Origin of the sequence: Paenibacillus mendelii, from assembly GCF_024498075.1 — a bacterium.
In the GTDB taxonomy this organism is placed as follows: Bacteria; Bacillota; Bacilli; order Paenibacillales; family Paenibacillaceae; genus Paenibacillus_Z; species Paenibacillus_Z mendelii.
Window position 1 is genome coordinate 1,230,430 of record NZ_JANHOF010000001.1, and the last position, 20,632, is coordinate 1,251,061.

The following is a 20,632-nucleotide window of genomic DNA, read 5'->3' on the forward strand; positions in this document are numbered from 1 at the left end:
TCAACAATGTTTCGCAGACGATAAAAACAGAAAAAAGCCTCGTCCACTATGGGACGAAAGCTTCGTAGCTCACGCGGTACCACCCAAATTTCTCCCGCCGCGAGACCGCAGCGAAAGCTTCATTAAGCGCCGTCCAAGGACGGCAGCAGGCTGATAACGCGGCCGCGCGCCGCCCCCTAGCCGCAGCATGCATCGCTGCCGGTTCGAAAGCAGATTCTCCCGGACCATATTCCAGAAGGCGCACCTTACCGGTTCTCAGCAATCCCGGCTCTCTGACAAGGGCTTCTCTTCTGTACTTATCCGTTCATTGAAGGGTTGGTTATGGATAATGTTCTCTTGCTCCAAACTATACCGAATCTGGCGCTTCGCTGTCAAGGGCGGCCTGCCGTTCCTCACGGGTTGGCGGGACATGATCAATACCGCCCGGATGAAACGGGTGACAGCGGCTGATGCGCCTGACAGCCAGCCAGCTGCCTTTAAGCGCTCCATGCTTCTCGATCGCTTGCAGGGCGTACTCGGAGCAGGTTGGATAGAAACGGCAGGTTGGCGGCTTCAGCGGCGAAATATAGCGTCGATAAACATGTATCGGTGCTTGCAAGACTTTACGCATCGGCCGGCCCTCCTATTATGTGAATTCTAGCCGAACCCGAATGCTCCTCAACCGCAGGCTTGACAATATCCGAATACTTCAAATTTATGCTTCACCACTTTGAAGTCAGCCGGAACCTCCGTCTTTTCCATCGGACAGAACGTAATGGGATACGTTTTGCCGCAATTCAAACAAATAAGATGATGATGGTGATGATCCTCGCGGCAATGAAGCTTGAACTTTGCCCCGTCCTCGAACACGACCTGCTCCAAGACGCCCAGCTCTTCCATCACCCGCAGGTTGCGGTAGACCGTATCGAAGCTAAGACCGCTATACGTTTTTTCCATATATTCATAGACTGCCTTAGGGGCCAAATATCCCGGTGTGTCCGCGAATAGCTTGGCTAACGTTTTCCGTTGATCGGTAATACGCAACCCTTGGGCAGACATCCGTTCCACGATTTCTTCCGTTGTCAACACCTTGAGAACCCTCCGCATACTGCATTCTTCTTTCCATAATGCCCGAAAACGGGGGTCACGTCAATGATAGCGGCCTACTACCGAATCGCGACATGAATGATGTCGTGAATTTACAGTCCAGTTGTCATATTAATCGATTATAGACTACAATCATTTGTGTTAACTTATCGATGTGTCGCATAATTAGAGTATCTAATCCAGGAGGAATACATTCATGATTCGAGTTGCAATGCTCAGCTACTGGCATGTTCATGCTTGGGATTACACAAAACAGGTTCAAGGAAATAACGAGACAGAAATCGTTGCTGTCTGGGATGAAATCCCTAGCAGAGGCAAGGAATCCGCAGAGAAGCTTGGTGTTCCGTTTGTCGCAGATTTGGATGAACTGCTCGCACGTGGAGATGTTGATGCTGTCGTCGTTGACACACCAACGAATATCCATCGTGACGTCATGGTGAAAGCCGCTCGCGCAGGCAAACATATTTTCACCGAAAAAGTTGTTGCCCCAACCCTGAAAGAAGTGAATGAAATCTTAGCGGCTATCAACGAAGCCGGCGTCAAGCTCACAGTATCGCTGCCTCGCCTGAACGACGGCTACACACTTGCAGCACAAGAAGTGATTGGCAAGGGTCTTCTAGGCCAACTCACGCAAGCACGCGTGCGCCTATCGCATAACGGCGCAACGGCTGGCTGGCTGCCGGAGCACTTCTACAGCTTGGAGCAATGCGGAGGCGGGGCTCTGATCGACCTGGGCTGCCACCCCATGTATCTGAACCGTCTCTTCCTCGGCCAACCGCAAAGCATTAATGCGGCATTCGGCTACGTAAGCGGTAAAGAAGTTGAAGATAACGCCGTTGCCATCCTGAAGTATGACAATGGGGCTATCGGGATCGTCGAAGCCGGCTTCGTCAACAGCCATTCCCCTTTCTCCGTTGAGCTTCACGGAACAGAAGGTACGCTGTTGTACGGTTTTCCCGACGCGACGATGCGTGTACGGAGCAACAAACTGGAAGCGAATGAATGGGTTACTTACGAAATTCCAGCTAACCGTCTATCGGCTTTTGACCAATGGGTCGGACATATCTTGAATGGTACAACCGCAGATGAGAACATTGCACTCGCTGTCGATCTGACGAAGCTGATGGAAGCTTCCAATATCTCAGCAGCAGAGAAGCGCGACGTTCAAATTTCAGAATTACAAAACTAATCCAGCCGCTTCAGGAAGGATCGAACTATTATGGCTAAACCGTTTGCATACGCGCTTATGACCGAGAAAATGGATGCCATTGACCGTCTCGACATCCGTTTTCGCTGGGGCAGCTACGGCTTCCGTGTGCTTCGCTGCCATCTGACGTCCTTTCCGCCAGGCAAAATAATCCGGTTCCATAAACATTCGGAATATGAATTTCATTTCATTCCGCGCGGCAAAGGTACGATCAGCTTCGAAGAAGGCGAGCATCCGGTACATGAAGGGCAATTTTATTTAACCGGCCCCGGAGTCCTGCACCAACAGGAAGCCGACATCAAGGAGCCAATGGATGAGCTGTGCCTCCACATCGAGATTACGCCCCTGGACTTGGACGACTCCCAAACGTGGGGCGAGGCTTGGGAAGACCGGGAAGCGGAGGCGTGCATTCAAGCACTCGACGCACTCCCCCTTCGCCCCCTGGCTGATCAGTACAATGCAATGGCTTGGTTCTTAACCGCCTACCGTGCATGGCATGACGGACAGCCTGGCGCCTACTCGACGATCAAACAAGCCATCATCCAAATCCTGCTGCGTGCTTCCCGCATGTCATTGCTTCCTGGCGTCACCTATGAGCCGCCGGGAAGAAACATCAATGAGCACCGGTTCCAGATGGCAACTCAATTCATTCATGACAACTACGCTTCCGCGCTGTCTCTGAAGGAAGTGGCCGAGCGGATTCCAATCAGCGGCAGACAGCTGCAGCGCATCTTTCGCGAGCAGGGAGCAGAATCATTCAGCATCTATTTGGAAAATTACCGCTTGAACCAAATTTGCAGCGCAATCGTGGAAGGTCGCGGACCTATCGAGCAGATCGCGCTTGAACACGGATTTGCCAGCGGCAATTATTTGTATTATGTCTTCAAGAAACGTTTCGGCATGACGCCGAAACAGTATAAAGAGCGTCATTCAGGCGGTACATTATCGACAAAAGCTGATCCTAAAGGAGAATGATATGTAATGGCTAAATCCATGCGAATCGGTATTATCGGCAGCGGGGGCATTGCAAACGCTCATGTCAATCAATATAAGAAGCTGGCAGATGTGGAAATCGTCGGTATAGCTGACGTTGTACCCGGCAAAGCGAAACAATTCATAGAAGCGCAAGGCTTAGGCGGTGCGCAGTATTTCGAAGATCACCGCAAGCTGCTTGACATGGATCTCGACGGTGTCAGCATCTGTACGCCGAACGTCTCCCACCATCTGACGACCGTCGATGCGCTCCGCGCAGGGAAGAACGTGCTGCTCGAAAAACCGATGTCCGTCACGCTGGCCGAGGCCGTTGACATGGTCGAGACGCAGCGCGAGTCCGGCAAGATGCTGACGATCGGCTTCCAGCCGCGTTACGATCCCAACATGAAGCTCGTTCAAGACATCGTACAGTCCGGCAAGCTGGGCAAGGTATATTATGTGGAAACCGGCGGCGGACGCCGCAGAGGCATGCCTGGCGGCACGTTTATCCGTAAAGATCTTGCCGGGGCCGGCGCAATGGCCGACATCGGCTGTTATTCGCTGGATATGGCACTGAGCGCCATGGGATACCCGAAACCGCTCACGGTATCGGCCTACACGTCGAACTATTTTGGCACGAATCCGCTGTACCACCCGCAAGCCGATCAATTCGAAGTCGAGGATTTCGGCGTAGCCTTAGTACGCTTCGAGGGCGATCTGGTGCTCCAATTTAAAATTTCGTGGGCGATGCATATGGATTCGCTCGGCTCGACAATGTTCCTTGGCAGCGAAGGCGGCTTGAAGGTAAATCCTCACGGAACAGGCAACTGGTCTGGCGTATGGGATGGCAAGGTCGGCAGCATGACGCTCTTCCATGATTTCATGGGACAGCAGACTTCCACGCCTGTACCGGTCATCGAGCATCAGAAGGACCTGTTCTTCGAGAAAGTGCGTGACTTCGTCGAAGCGGTCCGCGAAGGCCGCCCGGCTCCGATCCCTGGCGACCAAATACTGATTCAGCAGGCGATCATCGACGGTGTGCTTCGTTCGGCCGAATCGAAACGGGAAGTTGCAATCGAGCTTCCGTAATATGAGTTCATCCCGTCACCAATAGACGCAATAGAAAAGGCTTCCTGCCCGGCGACTCAAGTCGCCGATGCAGGAAGCCTTTTTTTCTACCTGTTGTGCAAACGTTTGATATCCATTCCCCTTAATATTTGAGCGGGGGCATCTTCTGGAATAGCATCGCAACCGGCAGATTGCTGCCCGATGCGGGCGTAAAGACCATCTCAATGGATTCCTCTGTGTCACCGGTCCGGTACAAAACGGCAGCCTCTGAGTTATCCTTCAGAATGCTGTCCTTCGTTACGGTGACCAGCTCACCATTAACAAGAAACGCTCCTGTATAATGGCCGCCTCGCGCATTTAGAGTGATTACAGTATTCGGTGCAACGTGATTCAGCTGCATCCGGTAGACAACCCCGAAGTTGCCAACGTTGATTTCATTCTGGCCGCTCGTGCCATCGTATCCAACGAGATAGGAATCCTGCTTCCAGTCGCCCAGCACGATACGCTTCTCATCGTAGCCGAGCGGTTCGTTAATTTCCATGGTACGGTTCGCACTGTTGAACGTGCCCCTTACGTGTTTGCCATCACGTTCCATAACGGAGAGTGACGACAGCTCCTTAATCGGATCTTTGCCTTGAGCTACAACCACAACTCTGAACTGCAGCTCCTGGTCCGCGAAGACGTCCCCGTACGCGGATAACACTTGATTCGGCTTGATCGGAGCCATGGACAGCTCAGGCATCAGATTGATCGACTGGCCAGGCTTGATCGCCGTCCACTTCGGCGTTGGATTCTCCGCCAATGACTTCAAATACCGGACGGTCGAGAGCTTGCCGGTATTCTCCACATAAGGATCCGGACCGCCCATACCGAACGAGCTCGTATTGACGTTGGCAGTCGTTCTATTGTTATTCGTTGCAATCAGATACATCTTGACCGGATATCCGATCGAGTTAAAGTTATGGAACAGAAAGCGAATCGGTCCCGTCAACTGATCATCGTAGGCGATCCCTTCGTTGATGAAGACCTCCGGGCTGTTGCTCCGAATCATCTGTGCCATATCGGATTGAAGCGTATACTTGACTTCTGGAATATCCAGAACCGATGCTCCATTGATTGGAAACTTGTATCCGACCTCGGTAAACAACTTATTGTATTCGTCCCTCGTGTACAGGACTTCATCCGTGACGGTAACCGTCTTGGTCACCATGTGTGTCAACCCGTGGGCGTCCTCTACCTCGAGGGATATTTGATAGTCCCCTGCTTCAAAGAACGCCTTCTCTTGCTTCGTCCAGTTTTTGACCTCAACACCATTGATTGACCATGTCCTGCGTGCAATAGCATTCTCATCGTCATAGCTCAGGTCCGTGTACAGGATTTGCTCGCCGATCCGGTACTTCTCCTTCTCGGTCTTAAAGTCCGCTATCGGCGGCATATTCGGTGCCAGTACTTGCACGGTTACCGAATACGGCTCGCTCCACGCTCCCGACGCATCCTGTACTTGTCTTGTGATCGTATAGGAGCCAGCTTCCGGGAATACATCCATCTTGCCGTCCCAACGCTCGTCAACGAATGGCTGTCCGGTCGGGCTTGTCGCACGATCGATATAGGTAACCATAGTTTCACCGGCATAAATTTTGTCTGGTGATACTGCGAAATTAGCTGTAGGCAATGTGCTCCAAGCTAACGTCATCGACTTTCCAGCCAGCGTCAGCTTGCTGTCCGTGGCGATCGACCAGGTGCGCAGTGGTACCATCAGCGAGCCGTTCATCGCGAATGGAGCTACCGGCGCTTTGAGCACCTCTTTCCCCCGCTTGATGATCAGGCTTCCCGCTTTCAAGCGAATCTCCTGCGTACTGTTCGTTGCAACGGATTCCTTCGTCTTCGCGTCGTACGTAATTTTATAACCGAAACGATCCGCAACGGATCGGAACGCGATGAAAGCCGATCCATTCTTCAGCGTCAACGGCTGAACGGACAAATAAGAGGTCCCATTATGAATCATCGTCTTGCTGTCGAGCTGTACTGTCAGTTGATTGGAAGCTGCCCCTTCGGCGGATGCCGTCTCAGAGAGTGCGCCGCTCATCGGTACGAATAATAGCGATAACACGAGTAACCATTTCAGTGATTTCATGCTCCGTCTCCTTTTCTACATCTAAACAGCATCTCCTGGTGCTGTCTGTTGCTACCCTTCTTAAACGCTATGGTATCTTTAAAAGTTGCGGTGCTTCACCAAAGCGACAAGAAATAGACACAAAGCCTGCATTGTTATCTGCGGCTTGTGTCTACTTATTTCAGCGCCATCTATGTGAGCTCGTTTGCCCGGTGTCCGCCTCTCAGCCAGACTGCTAACCGTTGACGCGCATATTCATTAAGAAGCTGGCGATCATGGCAAGAAAAGCAATGATCGTGATAATGCCTATGGTATTCCGGACTCTTACCGCCGACTTCACCTTCTGCTCATTCTGCTCCAGGCGCGCCATGGAAACCGAGCGGTGGGTAAACATGAAAGTAATAAGAAGCGCCACGAAAACCATATTAACTAAAAACCAAATTTGCTGCCAATACATTGTCACAAACCTCCCAGAGACTTTTCCGTACGATAACAATGATCACGTATAGAGCGTACCCGCGCTCACGCGCCTCGACAAACCTCTATCGTTCAACTAGACTAGACTGTAAACGATAGCGAAGCGGAATGCAACCGACATCTTTTTGAACGGAGGAGCACGTAATATGAACGCAAGCTTTACACCCCTGATGCGCAAGGGTCCCCTGCTCGCCGCATGCTCAGTTGCACTGGCTGCGGTGCTGAGCGGCTGCTCAGGCAATAGTGAGCCCTTGCCAGCGAAAGAAGCTCATGCGCAGCACCAATCATCCGATCGGATACCTGAGGACACCCACCTCCCGAACGGCGATTTACAGCAAACAACCAGCAGCGTAAATTCACTGCCGGCCTTTCTGGACGGGGCTGCCGAAATGATCATACTCTCGTACAAGACAGCTGCAGCTAACCAGGATTTACTGAAGAGTATTCCATGCTACTGCGGCTGCGGGGAATCCGCCGGTCATCGCAGCAACCTGCAGTGCTTTATTAACGAAGCGGAGGAAGACGGCAGTATCGTATGGGATGATCATGGCACACGATGCGGTGTGTGCATGGAGACAGCCGTTATTGCGGCAGCCATGCATGCCGAAGGCAAAAGCATCAAGGACATTCGCGATGCCATCCATACCCGCTATGATGGACGAGCAGGCACACCGACTGACACACCCATGCCGGAATCGTAATCTTAGGATGCCGATCGGTTTGGCTGCAGAATAAATACGCCGAAGGCAAGCAATACCGCGGCGAACAGCAGCAGAATTCCGATCGGCAGCATCACATCCTGCAATCCGCTCCCAAACGCCATCCGATCAATCGCCTCCATCGCCCACCTCTGAGGCACAAAATTCGCCAGCTTCTGCATAAAATCCGGCATCATTCCGATCGGCCAGAAGCATCCTCCGAGCATACAGGTCGGTGTAACGACCAGCGTGCTAAGCTGGGGCAAGTGGTCTGTATTGCGTACCAGTCCTGCAATCGCTGTAGAGAGGCCGACCGCCGCAAGCAAGAAGCACTCTAGGACGAGAAAATGCGCGCCAAATTCGACACCGTAATCATAATGAAGCAAGCCGCGTGTGACGCCTAGAACAAGAAGAAGTTGAACCGTTCCGAGCACCATACTGCCTAGAAAGTTACCCAGTGCAATCTCGTATTTTCGTACCGGAGCCGTATACATACGGGCCATGGTCCGGTTCGTACGATCCTCCATTACAATTTGCACCGATTGATTGATCGCAAGCATGATAAACAAGAGTATGACGCCTGTCACCAGTACATTGCTTGGCTTCGTCTTCTTTGATTCCAAACTTTGCAGCGGCTCCGTCAACGAAATGCGGTGCTTCGCTTGTTCTTTCACGAGACGTTCCGCCTGCTGCAGCTGGTCTTCGACTGTTTTGCCTGATGCCGCCGCCATGGCCGCGAATGCAGATGACTGCTCGGCCTCAACCGCCAGCCTCTGTTCGATCGCAGCATTCCACAGCGTCACGCTCTGACGATAGAGCTTGGGCTGTACCTGACTTCCCTTCAGAAGAGATGCCGTGTAATTCTCCGGCACATAGAGAGCTGCATCAACCTGCCCTTCCACGACCGCTTTTCGGAGAGCTTCCTCACTCCTTTCCCCTTCACTGCTCAGTACAATCGATGGCTCGTTAGCGAGCTGCTCGATGAGCATTTGGCCAAAAGGCCCCTGATCTGCATTCCACACCGCGACGGTTTTCGGGGAATCCTGGGACGATCCGAACAGAGTGATGATAATAGACAGAACGAGCGCAGGAAGCAGAACAAGCATAATAAACCCTTTGGGATGGCCGATCGTACGCCGAACAATTAATCCGGCTATTATAAGGCTAGGCATGCAATCTCACCACTTTCTTCAGTCTCATCGCCCCGATGAACATGAGTACGGCAGCAATAGCCGCAAGTACTCCAATCCCCTGCCATATATGATCCATGTCCCCATTATCCATAATTCTGCGAATCGTGACGGTTGCCCAATGATTGATTGTGAAATCGCCTATACGGCGAATCGTTCCACTCAAGTCGGCCACCATGCCCCCGCTTAGGAATGTCATGAAGATTGTAAGCACCGAGAACATGTTCAACGTTGCTTTGCTCGTTCGAACGAATGATGCGATAATGGCGCTCAGCCCAACAGCCGAAGCCGAGGTCAGCAAGCATACGAGTATCATCAGGAAAGGGCTCCCACCCCACTGTACCCCATAAACGAGCCAAGAAAATCCGATAATGGCCATGGCTTGAAGGACCGCAAACAATCCGAAGCCTGTCAGTTTCCCTAGTACCAGCAGCCAGATGGGATGCGGTGTTCCGTAAAGACGGCCGATCGTGCCTAGTTCTCTTTCGTTTATTAACGATAAGATCCCTGACATGCCTGAATAGAGTAAAAACATGATTAAGTAGGCCCCCGCGTAATATTGGATGGCGGTCACCGATCCGAACGGATCCTTCCCGCCCCCGACATGCTCCGTCTTAATCCCAGGCAACGCTCTGGGCACGTCGTTCTCTTGCGGCAGGCCTGCGCTATTCGCACCTAGGACGGCGGCCGCTGTTTGACGGACTTCGATTTGGGTCAGGAGCCGCTGCAAGACCGACTCCGCCATAATATTGCGATTATCATCCCTGCCCGGATAGACATTCCATGCTGCCTCATCACCGGCCATCACACGCGCCGAGAAACCCGTCGGAATCACTACCCCGAAATCCGCGGTGCCATTCCTGACCTGCTCCCTCGCTTCATCTTCGGTCGAAACTTCCGTAGCGACCATATAATCTGCCGTCTCCTTATCTTGCAGGTAGGAGCGGATCATAGTGCCCAGGGCGTCTTCATCAGCAAGATGGACGGCAACCTTAACCGGCTTCATCTCCTCCCGGAATGCATTGCCTAACAGAAAGATAAGGAGCAGCGGCAGAAGAAACATAAGTGCAATCACCGATTTCATCCGAACGAAACGAATCAGTTCAAACCACGCCATTGTTAACCATGCGTACATTGCAGCTTCCCCCTCCTAAGAAGTACGATCCCGAAGCGTTCGCCCCGTGAGCTGAAGAAATAGTGTCTCCAAGTCCTGTTCCACCCTTGTCAGCTTCCGAAGCCCCACTTGATGCTTCTGCAAAATAAACAGTAAATCTTGCAGCGCCGTTGCCGATTCGTCTAATACAGCTTCAAAGGAGTTGGCTTCCAGCTCCGTGAATGATTTGATCCGTGGATGCTGCCGAATCTCGGCCGATGCAGCTGGATCCGTACGGTCAACCTCCAGAACCAGCTTCTCCTCACTGCCGATCTGCCGCCGTAATTCCTCTTTCGTCCCGGATACGATCAGCTTCCCTCGATCCATGATGCCGACACGCGTACAGATCGCTTCGACCTCTTCCATGTAATGACTTGTATAGATGATTGTAGATCCCAGCTTGTTGAGCGTTCGTACCGATTCGAGAATGTGATTGCGGGATTGCGGGTCGATCCCGACTGTCGGCTCATCCATAATGATCAGCTTCGGCTGATGCATAATGGCGCAAGCTATATTCAATCGACGCTTCATGCCGCCTGAGAACGTGGAAGGCTTGCTTCCAGCCTTATCTTGAAGGCCGACAAACTCCAGTGCCTCACTTACCCGCTCTCGGAGCAGCCTCCCGCGCAAACCGTATAATCTTGCGAAGAACGTTACATTCTCCGCTGCTGATAAGGAGTCATAGATCGCCAGCTCTTGAGGAACGAGTCCGATTCTCTTCTTCACCTCAAGCGCATGGCTGCGAACAGAGTAGCCGTCTACCTTAATATCCCCGCCATCGATGTCAAGAAGACCAGCCAGCATATGAATGGATGTGCTCTTCCCCGCCCCGTTCGGACCCAACAGGCCGAATATTTCACCCGCTCCGATGGCCAGCGACAGATGATTGACCGACGGGACGGTATCGTATTTCTTGACAACTTCATGGAATGTAACAAGACTCATGATTATATCTTCTCCCCTCAATACCTCATGTGCTTTATTGTACGTCTTTCATCGCTCCCATACAGGTCCGTTAAGTCATGATCGCAGCATGACGAAAGTCATTATTATTGTATCCGGTCAAGATCACACGAAGCTCGGCTAACCCGTTTGTGATATAATGAGAGTCATTGATTTCCTGCTAAAGGAGCTTGCCCATGTCTCTTCTGCTGATCTGGATCCGGCATCTGCTCTTAATCGTACCTGCTTTGGGTACACTATTGACCGGTCACGTAGAGGCGCAGGGATGGTTTACGCTGCAGGTTCTGATCGGTCTGCTTCTAATAAGAATCAGCGAAATACATATTCCGGTTCGGCGATTTATCCTGCCGATCGAGCTTATTTGGTTGAGTTATCTGGCTTACACCGAAGAAGGACTCATGTTTCTAGCTCTCTATTCAAGCTTAATCGCCATATTCATATACTCGCGGAAGCGGCAGCTGCTAGTCATGTTCGTCCTTCTTGTGGGACTGGCGCAGAATACGGTAATTCTGCATCGTGATGCCGAGCTCATCTGGATGGCGAACCTCATCTGGTTAACGATCTCTGCACTGCTGCTTGCTTATGAGCGTATTGCCGTCAAGCAGCACTATGCGGAATCGCTCTACGATGCCTTGGCCCGCAGTCACGAAGACCTCGAGCAGACGCGCAGACGCATGATCGATTATGCCGCTCAGGTAGAGCGTTTTGCTCAGGCAGAGGAACGTAACCGGATTGCCAAAGACATCCACGACGATCTTGGGCACCGGCTCATCCGGCAAAAAATGATGATGGAGGCTGCGCTTCAGCTGCTCGACAAGCAGCCAGACAAAGCACACGCCATGCTCGGACAAATCCGAGATCAAATGGAAGACAGCATGGAACGGATGCGGCGGACCGTGCGAAGACTATCACCGGTCAGCGATGATACTTCGCGCAAATACGCACTTGATCGCTTGATCGAGGAATCGGGTCGTGAGCTCGGCATCGAAGTGACGTTCACGATTGCCGGCCAGCCTTATCCGCTCTATCCCAGCATTGAATATGTGTTATACCGCAATTCGCAGGAGGCCATTACGAATGCCGTGCGTCATGGAGGCGCCAGGCGGGTTGACATTATACTCGAATACCGCCCTTCGGATCTTCGCCTTTCCGTCGCTAATGACGGCTTGGTGCCTGATGGGCCGATTGTGCAAGGAATCGGATTCCGCGGCATGAACGAACGGATCATGCTCGTAGGCGGGCAGCTTGATGTTGCAACGAAACCTCATTTTACCGTCACGACCATTGTGCCGCTCGGAGTTCAGGCAATTGAGGCCTGACAAGAAGAAAGGAGCTGTCCGCCCCCATGATAACAGTGCTGATTGTGGATGATGATCCATTCATACGCGAGAGCTTGAAGCTGATTCTCGACATCGAGCCGGACCTGACTGTCGTTGGCACATGCGGCGATGGCGAGGAAGCCTTCGCTTTCGCCTCACAGCAAGCGGTTGATGTCGTGCTGATGGACATTCGGATGCCTGTATGCGGCGGTGTTGAAGGCACCCGGAAGCTGAAGTCGCTGAAGAAGCCGCCCGCTGTGCTCATGCTCACGACGTTCGATGACGACGATCACATAACCGATGCCATTCGCAGCGGGGCAAACGGCTACTTGCTCAAGAACGTGCCTCCCAGCCGGATTGTCTCCGGCATCAAGACCATCTATGAAGGCTCCATGCTAATGCATCCCGACATTGCCCGTAAACTAGCCGGTCTCGTTGGGACAGCTGCGGCCGCTGCCCCGGCTGAGGCCGCCAGCTCTCTGTCAGCAGACGAAACTGCTGCTGCCCGTGATCACGCGCTCTCCGCTCTCGGACTGACACAAGCCGAACGGCATGTCATCCGATTAATTGCGGACGGTCAATCGAATAAAGAGATAGCCGGCAATCTGTTTCTTAGTGAAGGCACCGTGAAAAACAATATTACAGTGATCTTAGGCAAGCTGGGGTTACGCGATCGGACGCAGATCGCCATTCATTATTTGACCCTGCAGCCTGTCAAGCCCCATCCTACCGCATCTATAGAGAGGAACGATAAATAATGACAACGACGAATACGCAGCAACCCCAATCCGCCTCCACGCAAGCCTTTCCCGGTTTTACGCAGGATGATTTCGATGTCTTTGCCGTTCCCGGCTTGGAGCCTCGCATGACCCTGTTGATTGACCGCATTCGCCCAAAGCTGCATGAGCTTGGGGAACGGCTCTCACCCATGCTGAGCGAGCTGTGCGAGGAACCTATCTTTCCCCATGTCGCCAAGCATGCGCGCCGGACCATTAATCCGCCGGTGGATACTTGGGTGGCCTTCGCCCCGAATAAGCGCGGGTATAAGGCTCATCCCCATTTTCAAATCGGGCTGTTCGGCTCTCACGTATTCGTCCAGTTCGCCATTATTTACGAGTCCACGAACAAATCCGTATTCGCCGAGCATGCGCTCCAGCAGTTGGACGAAATTGCCAAGCATATTCCATCCCATTACATATGGTCGGGCGATCATATGGTTCCGGAAGGCGACCTGCAAAGCAAGCTGGGTGAAGAAGGACTGCGCAAGCTGCTGGAGCGGCTCAAAACCGTCAAAGCGTCCGAAGCCTTGTGCGGCATCCATATCGATCGGAACGATCCGCTTCTCCAAGACGGTGAAGCCTTCATCGCCAAGGCGGAAGAAACCTTCCGTACGGTTCTGCCGCTCTACAAAATGGCATTCTAAGTCATGCTGCGCTCACCAAGCGGCAGCATAACAAACGCACCGCCTCCGAGCTCATGGCCGGATGGCGGTGCGTTTTGTCATATAAGCCTTGTTAGACGAATGAAACAATCATTGCTGCTCTAATCGATATGGATCCGATATAGGGTTAAGCAGCCTGTTCCAGCTCCGCCGCGATGCGCTGGCGCTTCGACTTGCGGAAGAAGAACAATTCATAGATGCAAGGAATAATGATCAGCGTCAGCAGAGTCGCAATGGCAAGACCGCCAATAACGACGATGGCCAAGCTTTGCGATACGATACTGCCGCTCTCCGACGTGCCGAACACGAGCGGGAGCATGGCACAGATGGTCGCAATAGCCGTCATCAGAATCGGACGCATCCGGGTGGATGCCGCTTCGATCAACGCGTCGCGGATCGGCATCCGCTGCTCATTCTGCTTCACGCGGTCGATCAGCACGATTGCGTTCGTGACGACAATCCCAATGAGCATCAGCGCTCCAAACATGGCCGTGAAGTCCGGGGATATGCCCGAGATGAGCAACCCTCCAATCGCTCCGATTGCCGCAAGCGGCAGCGAGAACATAATCGCAAGCGGAGCGCGGATCGTCTTGAATGTGATCACCATGATCAGATACACAATGCCAATGGAGATGAGGGCGGTTAACCCCAGATCGGCAAAATCGCTCATTTGGTCCGCCGAGGCGCCCCCGATCACATAGTTGATACCCTCAGGAGCCTTCAGTTCGTTTACCTTCTTCGTAATTTCAGCGCCGACCACAGACAGCTGCGAAGGCTCGGCATCGGCAGTAACGCGAATGTACAGCTTGCCGTCCTTATGGTAGAACACGCTGGATTCCTCGCTCTTGACGAGCTTCGCCACGGATGACACCGGAACCGGACCGTTATCCGTCATGATCTGCAATTGGTTCAAATCGGCTTCCGATTTCGGGTCGATCGACGGCTGCAGCATGACGGCCGTTTCGCGGTTCTCCACCTTAATGGAGCCAATAGGCATCGGATTGAGCAGGCCCTGCAGCTGCATGGCCACATCCTGCCCCTTGGCCTTGACCGGATCAAGCTCGAACGTATAGACGGACTTCTTCTGCTCCTGGTTCGATTTCACCTTGACGACGTCCTTGATCGGCTTGATGGCCGCGATGACTTGATCGGCACCCTTGGCAATTTCCTCCGGATCGTCACCCGTCACATCGATTGTAATTTGTGAGGAGCTTCCCCCGCTCATGAAGTCGGCGGCTTCCGCGTTCAAATCCGCTCCTTTATAAGCCGGACGCTGCGCTTTGAGCTCATCGATCAGCTTCTCGGCATCCGCACCATCCTTCATGTCGACCATATATGTGACCAATGTCGGAGAGGAGACGTCGCCATATTTGGCATTGTCGGCGCTATTACCGTTCATCATGAGCACCCAATCAATATCCGTACGGGCATTCAAATATTTCTCCAGGTTGCGGCCTGCCGTTACGACCTCATCATGCGGCGTCTCGCCCGGATATTCGAGCGATACATTCACCGTAGACGCATTGGAGCTATCGAGTGCCGCTTTCGGCATGAGCATGTAAGCTCCAATCGATCCGAAGAACAATAGAGCTGAAATAAGCAGCGGTATCCATTTATGCTTCAAATTCCAGGATAGGAAGCTGGAGAAGCGTTTGGAGCCTTCGTGCTCGACCATCTTCGTCCCGCGCAGCAGCACAGCGCTAAGGAGTGGCACGACGGTTAAGGCGACGATCAGCGAGGCCAGCAAGGAATACGATACTGTCAGCGCGAACGGCAGCAGGAAATCTTGCAGGGAACCGCGCAGCAGACCCATAGGCAGGAATACGGCAACCGTTACGAGCGTCGATGACGTAATAGCCGTTGCCACTTCTTTGGTAGAGTCGATGATTAACTGGGTCGAGAATGCTTCTTTCTGCAGTCTTCGATATATATTCTCGATGACGACAATGCTGTCGTCGACGAGGCGGCCGACCGCAACGGCGACGCCGCCAAGCGTAATGATGTTCAGCGTCACGCCAGACAGATCCAGTAAATACAGCGTTATTCCGAGCGACAGCGGAATGGATACAATGGTAATGATCGTCGCTCTGATATTACGCATGAAGAGCAGAATCACGATGGTCGCGAATAATGCGCCCAGCAGAACTTCCTTGAGCATGGAATTGACCGAGCTGACGACCTGCTCCGAAGTGCTCAGCAGCACCTTGGCTTGGATGGACGGCATTTCGTTGTTCAAGCGCTCGACCGTCTCATTGACACGATCGCCGACTGATACCGCATTCGCGCTGCCTGACTTGGAGATCGTCAACATGAGTACATCGCTTCCATCAATGCTGCTGATGCTCTCCTGCTGCTTCTCCAGCTTCACATCGGCAACGTCTCCAAGCGTGACGCCCGCAATGACAGGCAGCTTACGAAGCGTTTCGATATCGTTAATATCCGCACGTACATTAATGTTTCCCGACATGCCGCCGATCGTTTTCTCCCCAACTGAAGAAGTCGTTCCGCGGCCCTGCAGCACACCCATAAGCGCTTGGAATGGGATACCCTTCTCTTCGAGCTTCGCCGTATTCGGAATGACGGATATGCTGGGCATCGACTTACCGGACAGCGACACTTCTCCGGCACCGTCGATTTGTTTGAATTCGTTAATGATCTCTTTCTCCGCTAGCTCGCGCTCCGCCTCGCTCATCTTCGCGTCGAAGCCGATCGTAACCCAAGAAATCGGAATCATAGACGTATTGAATTGAACAACGAACGGCTTGGAGACCGTTTCCGGCAGCTGCACCGCGCTAACGGAGCGCTCGACTTCAGCCTTCGCGTCCTTCATATTCGTCTTGGAATCGAATGATAGATTAATTTGTGTGAACCCGTTGCCCGAGGTGGAGAACATGCCGCTCTTCCCCTTCGTAAATTGCAGCGCATCCTCAAGCTTGGCGGTAACCTGCGTTTCCATTGATTTGGCATCATATCCCGGCCCAATCGCCGCCACCGTTACCATCGGGTTATCCGCCTCCGGCAGAAATTCCATCGGCAGCTTCCAATAGCTGATAACCCCCATGACCAACGCCATCAATACGACGATTTTCATCGCGGCTTTGTTATTGAACGCCCACTTCGTAAATCCTTGCATGACCTTATCTCCCCTCAATCTGGTTCATCTCAAACTCCTTGCTAAAGCTTACCTGTTTATGGCATACGCCAAAAACGTCTAGAGTCTAGTCTTTGACTACGACTTGAGGAGGAGTACCTATCATGCTGAAGGTTGAAGCTCCATGCATGGGACCGGCATGAATAATTGTCATTTACAACATCCCGAATACTGCTATTCTAGAAGGGAGCGATCACTCATGAAGAGGAGCGTGATTAACGATGACTCTTCCCCCTCACGTTGAACCGGCTTCCCCGCAGCTGCCCGTTGTCGAGCTAAATGAGATTACACGTATCTTCGGAAAGCGATCTATACTTGAGAGCGTTTCGCTGCGGGTGGAACAAGGCGAGCTGTTCGGCTTGCTTGGGCCATCCGGCTCGGGTAAGACGACACTCATAAAAGTCATTACCGGCATCGACCGGGCTGATCGCGGTACCGTCCGTATGCTGGGCACGCCCATGCCGCAGCTGCGCATGCTGCAGCGCTTCGGCTACATGGCCCAATCCGACGCGCTTTACAGTGAGTTAACAGCCAAGCAAAACCTGCTCTTCTTTGCCTCTTTATATGGGCTTAGCGGAGCCCGGCGGAAGAAACGGATTGAAGAATCGATGGCCGTTGTCGACTTGCTCGATCACCTCGACAAGCCGGTATCGGCTTATTCGGGCGGCATGAGGCGAAGGCTGTCGCTTGCGATCGCACTGCTGCATGAGCCCGCCCTGCTCGTGCTTGACGAGCCGACCGTCGGCATCGATCCGGTACTGCGGCAATCGATTTGGAAAGAGCTTCTCGCCATGCGCAGCAGAGGTACGACGATTATTTTGACGACGCATGTGATGGACGAAGCGGATAAATGCGACCGGCTCGGCTTAATCCGTGATGGACGCCTGACCGCAATCGATACGCCGGAAGCGCTCAAAGCGAAGACCGGGAGTACTTCGATCGAAGATGCATTCATCGTTCTCGGGGGAGGGGTGCGGGCATGAGAATACGGGCACTGGCCATCCGGATTATCCGTCAGTTCGTGCGCGACAAGCGTACGCTGGCCCTGCTGTTCTTGGCACCTCTGCTCATTCTGACGCTGATGAAGCTCGTCTTTAACGGTCAGGCGGTGGAGCCGCAGATTGGTACGCTGAACATGCCGCCGCAGCTTGTCGATCGGCTGGAGCAGGCCGGAGCGGCAATTATAACCTTCAGAGAAGCGGCCGATGCCGCCTCTGCGATTGCAAATGGCAGCCTCGATGCGGTATTGACGCTGGACGCCGGCAAACCTGCCATACAGCTGGAGGGCAGCGATCCGGCAATGAATAAGACCGTCTTAATGCTGCTTCAACGGACTCTCCAGGAAGCATCGCCGAATGTCCAGGCTGCCGTTTCTTACCTCCACGGCAGCGAGGAAATGACATCTTTCGATTCTTTCGGTCCCGTTCTGGTCGGCTTCTTCTCGTTCTTCTTCGTCTTTATGCTTGCCGGAGTCTCGTTTCTGCGAGAGCGAACCAGCGGCACGCTGGAGCGTCTGCTGGCGACGCCGATCCGCCGCTATGAAGTCGTGGCCGGTTATTTATCCGGCTTCGGACTGTTCACCCTGCTGCAAGCGGCGCTCATCGCCTGGTTCGCAATCGACATACTGGGCCTCTATATGGATGGCTCCATATGGCTTGTCCTGCTTATAAACCTGCTGCTGTCGCTAACGGCACTGACGCTCGGCACGCTGCTCTCCTCCTATGCCGGCAGCGAGTTTCAAATCATTCAGTTCATACCGCTCGTGGTCGTCCCGCAGGTATTCTTCTCTGGGCTGTTCTCCCTAGAAGCCATGACGCCTTGGCTGCAGAAGCTCAGCTATGCGATGCCGCTTTATTATGGAGCTGATGCGATGCGAAGCATCATGCTGAGGGGCGCGGGCTGGGGCAGCATTCAGACTGATGTGTACGTTCTGCTCGGTTTCTCGACCGTATTCGCCTTATTGAATGTGGCAGCGCTGCGCAAACATCGGGCGATATAGTAACCAAGACCGACAAACATGCAGCAGGGGCTGTTCCATAAATTACTCATGGAACAGCCCCTGTGTCGATTATGAATGGTGGATCATGCGGCTGTTCCTGCACACCCCATTGGGAGCTCAGAGCCATTCCCATGCAGTTGAAACAGCCTGCGCCCGCGCTGGGCTCGCATCTCAGGACAACGTGTTCAGCGCGACGGAGAGTGCGGCCAGATCCCCCACATTCTCCTGAAGCGCAGCAGGCACGACCCGGCAAACGCCGACTGCAAGCGGCAGCGCCTCTTGCCGCAGCTCGCTCATCGTGATCTCTTCCAGCAGCGCAAGCTGCCGCCCGTAAATACTTCCAATCACGATGATCTCCGGGTTGAGAATATCAACGAGAATGGCCAGACCGCGTCCAAGCTTGCGGCCCACGATCTCGAACACCTCAAGCGCCAGCTCATCGCCCGCTGCGGCAGCCTCCGCCACGGATTTCGTCGTGATGCCGCCTAGCTCCTCGGCATTGCTGCAGAACAGCGGCTTGCCTCCTGCCTTCAACCTGTCCTCCGCCATATCCCTTGCCAAACGCGCAATTCCGCCACCGCTGCAGAAGCCTTCAAACGAGCCGGCCTTGCCGTAGCCCACCGGACCTGTCGGCTCCATTCGGACATGTCCTACCTCGCCAGCCATGTCATTGGTCCCGCTGTATAATCTGCCATTCAACACCAGACCCGCACCCATGCCTGTTCCGAAGGTAAGAAAAATCATGTTCGTCGAACCTTTACCCGCTCCCCACTTCCATTCGGCAAGCGCACAGGCATTAGCGTCATTCTGCAAGCCGACTGGCACGCCATAGCGATTGCGCAGCGGCGACATGACATCAATTCGATCCCAGCCTGGCAAATTGGGCGGCGAAAGAATATAACCGGTCTTGCTGTCCAGCGGACCGCCGCAGCTAATTCCTATTGCATCCGGAAGTTCATCGCCATATTCAGCAAGCAGCTCATCCAAATTCCGGATGATCGATTCGATCGCTTCCTCCGGGACAGCCGGGGTCGGAAACATTCGTTTCCCTAACAATTCTACGCCGTCATCCGCCGCGCGTCCAAGGCACACGGCGCACTTCGTTCCTCCGATATCCACGCCTGCCAGCATGCTCATGACGGGAAGAACGCCTCCTCCAGCATCATGCAAATGGCATGATAGACCGGCAGATGCCTCTCTTGAATGTCGGGCGTGCTGTCATAAGGAACACGGATTACGGTATCGCAAACATCCTTCATTTGACCGCCGCTGCGGCCTGTCAGCCCAATCGTGCGCGCGCCCATGGCTTTGGCCACCTGCAGGGCATGGAGGACATTCTTGGAGTTTCCCGATGTGCTGAGGCCGATAACGGCATCACCCTCTTTGGCATAGCCGAACACCTGCTGTGCGAACACCATATCCGGCTCCACGTCATTTATGAATGCCATAGCAAGTGCCGACTGACTGACAAGTGAGATGGCTGGCAGAGCGCCTTGAAGATGATCTGCCAGGTAATCCCCTTGACCGGGGAATGCCTCATTCAGGCGGGCTCGGACCGAATCGTTCACAGGGCGTTGAAGCATGAAGCCCTTCATCAATTCACCTACAATATGCTCACTGTCTGAAGCACTGCCGCCATTCCCGCAGACGAGTACCTTGCCGCCATTGGCATAAGTATGATGCAGCAGCTCAACGGCTTGTCGAATATCGGGCAGACAGATATCCATCTCCGGATACTTGCGAATCATTTGTTCTAAGACGGGTTCCATAACCCCATCACTCCTAATTGGATGAA

At 53.3% G+C, this 20,632-nt stretch carries 20 protein-coding genes; 9 read left to right on the forward strand and 11 right to left on the reverse strand.

The window, feature by feature from the left end; all coding sequences use genetic code 11:
* Positions 1-46: 46 nt before the first annotated feature.
* The 3 genes from NNL21_RS37005 to NNL21_RS05625 all read right to left on the reverse strand — a co-directional run bounded on the left by NNL21_RS37005 (position 47) and on the right by NNL21_RS05625 (position 1,068).
* Positions 47-262 (reverse strand): hypothetical protein, encoded by a 216-nt coding sequence (locus tag NNL21_RS37005; RefSeq protein WP_444875337.1) that lies wholly within the window; start codon positions 260-262, stop codon positions 47-49.
* Between the two features lie 84 nt (positions 263-346).
* Positions 347-610: a membrane protein insertion efficiency factor YidD gene (gene yidD / locus NNL21_RS05620; RefSeq protein WP_204816428.1), complete on the reverse strand. Its 264-nt coding sequence runs from the start codon at positions 608-610 to the stop codon at positions 347-349.
* A 47-nt stretch (positions 611-657) separates the two neighbouring features.
* A complete protein-coding gene (locus NNL21_RS05625; protein WP_204816429.1) occupies positions 658-1,068 on the reverse strand; it encodes a Fur family transcriptional regulator in 411 nt (136 codons plus the stop codon).
* A 214-nt stretch (positions 1,069-1,282) separates the two neighbouring features.
* Between NNL21_RS05625 and NNL21_RS05630 the strand changes: the two genes are divergently transcribed.
* From NNL21_RS05630 to NNL21_RS05640, 3 genes are read left to right on the forward strand one after another with little or no spacing between them, the layout of a single operon-like run.
* The gene (locus NNL21_RS05630) at positions 1,283-2,275 is read left to right on the forward strand and encodes a Gfo/Idh/MocA family protein (protein ID WP_204816430.1); all 993 of its coding nucleotides are present in this window, start codon (positions 1,283-1,285) and stop codon (positions 2,273-2,275) included.
* Positions 2,276-2,305: 30 nt separating this feature from the next.
* Entirely contained in the window at positions 2,306-3,268 is a 963-nt protein-coding gene (locus tag NNL21_RS05635) for an AraC family transcriptional regulator (RefSeq protein WP_204816431.1), read from the forward strand.
* A 6-nt stretch (positions 3,269-3,274) separates the two neighbouring features.
* Complete coding sequence (locus NNL21_RS05640; protein ID WP_204816432.1) at positions 3,275-4,354, forward strand: Gfo/Idh/MocA family protein; 1,080 nt, start codon at positions 3,275-3,277, stop codon at positions 4,352-4,354.
* Positions 4,355-4,475: 121 nt separating this feature from the next.
* Here NNL21_RS05640 and NNL21_RS05645 read toward each other — a convergent pair whose 3' ends face one another.
* Together NNL21_RS05645 and NNL21_RS05650 are read right to left on the reverse strand one after the other, a co-directional pair.
* Entirely contained in the window at positions 4,476-6,467 is a 1,992-nt protein-coding gene (locus NNL21_RS05645) for a stalk domain-containing protein (protein ID WP_204816433.1), read from the reverse strand.
* A gap of 214 nt (positions 6,468-6,681) precedes the next feature.
* Positions 6,682-6,903 (reverse strand): hypothetical protein, encoded by a 222-nt coding sequence (locus NNL21_RS05650; protein WP_204816434.1) that lies wholly within the window; start codon positions 6,901-6,903, stop codon positions 6,682-6,684.
* A gap of 190 nt (positions 6,904-7,093) precedes the next feature.
* Between NNL21_RS05650 and NNL21_RS05655 the strand changes: the two genes are divergently transcribed.
* Positions 7,094-7,624 carry a PCYCGC motif-containing (lipo)protein gene (locus tag NNL21_RS05655; protein ID WP_204816793.1) on the forward strand — a complete coding sequence of 177 codons (531 nt, stop codon included), beginning with the start codon at positions 7,094-7,096 and terminating at the stop codon, positions 7,622-7,624.
* 2 nt (positions 7,625-7,626) lie between these two features.
* On the opposite strand, the gene NNL21_RS05660 is transcribed toward NNL21_RS05655, so the two are convergent.
* From NNL21_RS05660 to NNL21_RS05670, 3 genes are read right to left on the reverse strand one after another with little or no spacing between them, the layout of a single operon-like run.
* Complete coding sequence (locus NNL21_RS05660) at positions 7,627-8,793, reverse strand: ABC transporter permease (RefSeq protein ID WP_204816435.1); 1,167 nt, start codon at positions 8,791-8,793, stop codon at positions 7,627-7,629.
* Complete coding sequence (locus tag NNL21_RS05665) at positions 8,786-9,946, reverse strand: ABC transporter permease (protein ID WP_204816436.1); 1,161 nt, start codon at positions 9,944-9,946, stop codon at positions 8,786-8,788. Before NNL21_RS05665 ends, NNL21_RS05660 begins: the two co-directional genes overlap by 8 nt.
* A 15-nt stretch (positions 9,947-9,961) precedes the next feature.
* Positions 9,962-10,909: an ABC transporter ATP-binding protein gene (locus tag NNL21_RS05670; protein WP_204816437.1), complete on the reverse strand. Its 948-nt coding sequence runs from the start codon at positions 10,907-10,909 to the stop codon at positions 9,962-9,964.
* Between the two features lie 194 nt (positions 10,910-11,103).
* Here NNL21_RS05670 and NNL21_RS05675 point away from each other — a divergent pair, with 194 nt between their 5' ends.
* The 3 genes from NNL21_RS05675 to NNL21_RS05685 are packed head-to-tail and all read left to right on the forward strand — an operon-like array spanning position 11,104 to position 13,669.
* Entirely contained in the window at positions 11,104-12,246 is a 1,143-nt protein-coding gene (locus NNL21_RS05675; RefSeq protein ID WP_204816438.1) for a sensor histidine kinase, read from the forward strand.
* A gap of 26 nt (positions 12,247-12,272) precedes the next feature.
* The gene (locus NNL21_RS05680; RefSeq protein ID WP_204816439.1) at positions 12,273-13,004 is read left to right on the forward strand and encodes a response regulator transcription factor; all 732 of its coding nucleotides are present in this window, start codon (positions 12,273-12,275) and stop codon (positions 13,002-13,004) included.
* A complete protein-coding gene (locus NNL21_RS05685) occupies positions 13,004-13,669 on the forward strand; it encodes a YktB family protein (protein WP_204816440.1) in 666 nt (221 codons plus the stop codon). The genes NNL21_RS05680 and NNL21_RS05685 overlap by 1 nt, the downstream gene beginning before the upstream one ends.
* A gap of 145 nt (positions 13,670-13,814) precedes the next feature.
* Here the strand turns inward: NNL21_RS05685 and NNL21_RS05690 are convergent, their stop codons facing one another.
* A complete protein-coding gene (locus NNL21_RS05690; RefSeq protein ID WP_204816441.1) occupies positions 13,815-16,820 on the reverse strand; it encodes an efflux RND transporter permease subunit in 3,006 nt (1,001 codons plus the stop codon).
* Between the two features lie 239 nt (positions 16,821-17,059).
* Between NNL21_RS05690 and NNL21_RS05695 the strand changes: the two genes are divergently transcribed.
* A complete protein-coding gene (locus NNL21_RS05695; protein ID WP_204816442.1) occupies positions 17,060-17,821 on the forward strand; it encodes an ABC transporter ATP-binding protein in 762 nt (253 codons plus the stop codon).
* Entirely contained in the window at positions 17,818-18,837 is a 1,020-nt protein-coding gene (locus NNL21_RS05700) for an ABC transporter permease (RefSeq protein ID WP_204816443.1), read from the forward strand. Before NNL21_RS05695 ends, NNL21_RS05700 begins: the two co-directional genes overlap by 4 nt.
* A 171-nt stretch (positions 18,838-19,008) precedes the next feature.
* On the opposite strand, the gene NNL21_RS05705 is transcribed toward NNL21_RS05700, so the two are convergent.
* Together NNL21_RS05705 and NNL21_RS05710 are read right to left on the reverse strand one after the other, a co-directional pair.
* Complete coding sequence (locus tag NNL21_RS05705) at positions 19,009-19,974, reverse strand: ROK family protein (protein WP_204816444.1); 966 nt, start codon at positions 19,972-19,974, stop codon at positions 19,009-19,011.
* Entirely contained in the window at positions 19,971-20,606 is a 636-nt protein-coding gene (locus NNL21_RS05710) for a D-sedoheptulose-7-phosphate isomerase (RefSeq protein ID WP_204816445.1), read from the reverse strand. The genes NNL21_RS05705 and NNL21_RS05710 overlap by 4 nt, the downstream gene beginning before the upstream one ends.
* Between the last annotated feature and the right edge of the window lie 26 nt (positions 20,607-20,632).

Bases quoted from the DNA above. Each gene is read 5' to 3' on its own strand.
- NNL21_RS05675 (WP_204816438.1), top strand. From the start codon at position 11,104: ATGTCTCTTCTGCTGATCTGGATCCGGCATCTGCTCTTAATCGTACCT.
- NNL21_RS05685 (WP_204816440.1), top strand. From the start codon at position 13,004: ATGACAACGACGAATACGCAGCAACCCCAATCCGCCTCCACGCAAGCC.
- NNL21_RS05705 (WP_204816444.1), bottom strand. From the start codon at position 19,974: ATGAGCATGCTGGCAGGCGTGGATATCGGAGGAACGAAGTGCGCCGTG.
- NNL21_RS05630 (WP_204816430.1), top strand. From the start codon at position 1,283: ATGATTCGAGTTGCAATGCTCAGCTACTGGCATGTTCATGCTTGGGAT.
- NNL21_RS05710 (WP_204816445.1), bottom strand. From the start codon at position 20,606: ATGGAACCCGTCTTAGAACAAATGATTCGCAAGTATCCGGAGATGGAT.
- yidD (WP_204816428.1), bottom strand. From the start codon at position 610: ATGCGTAAAGTCTTGCAAGCACCGATACATGTTTATCGACGCTATATT.
- NNL21_RS05670 (WP_204816437.1), bottom strand. From the start codon at position 10,909: ATGAGTCTTGTTACATTCCATGAAGTTGTCAAGAAATACGATACCGTC.
- NNL21_RS05660 (WP_204816435.1), bottom strand. From the start codon at position 8,793: ATGCCTAGCCTTATAATAGCCGGATTAATTGTTCGGCGTACGATCGGC.
- NNL21_RS05695 (WP_204816442.1), top strand. From the start codon at position 17,060: ATGACTCTTCCCCCTCACGTTGAACCGGCTTCCCCGCAGCTGCCCGTT.
- NNL21_RS05665 (WP_204816436.1), bottom strand. From the start codon at position 9,946: ATGTACGCATGGTTAACAATGGCGTGGTTTGAACTGATTCGTTTCGTT.
- NNL21_RS05690 (WP_204816441.1), bottom strand. From the start codon at position 16,820: ATGCAAGGATTTACGAAGTGGGCGTTCAATAACAAAGCCGCGATGAAA.
- NNL21_RS05645 (WP_204816433.1), bottom strand. From the start codon at position 6,467: ATGAAATCACTGAAATGGTTACTCGTGTTATCGCTATTATTCGTACCG.
- NNL21_RS05655 (WP_204816793.1), top strand. From the start codon at position 7,094: ATGCGCAAGGGTCCCCTGCTCGCCGCATGCTCAGTTGCACTGGCTGCG.
- NNL21_RS05650 (WP_204816434.1), bottom strand. From the start codon at position 6,903: ATGTATTGGCAGCAAATTTGGTTTTTAGTTAATATGGTTTTCGTGGCG.
- NNL21_RS05700 (WP_204816443.1), top strand. From the start codon at position 17,818: ATGAGAATACGGGCACTGGCCATCCGGATTATCCGTCAGTTCGTGCGC.
- NNL21_RS05680 (WP_204816439.1), top strand. From the start codon at position 12,273: ATGATAACAGTGCTGATTGTGGATGATGATCCATTCATACGCGAGAGC.
- NNL21_RS05635 (WP_204816431.1), top strand. From the start codon at position 2,306: ATGGCTAAACCGTTTGCATACGCGCTTATGACCGAGAAAATGGATGCC.
- NNL21_RS05640 (WP_204816432.1), top strand. From the start codon at position 3,275: ATGGCTAAATCCATGCGAATCGGTATTATCGGCAGCGGGGGCATTGCA.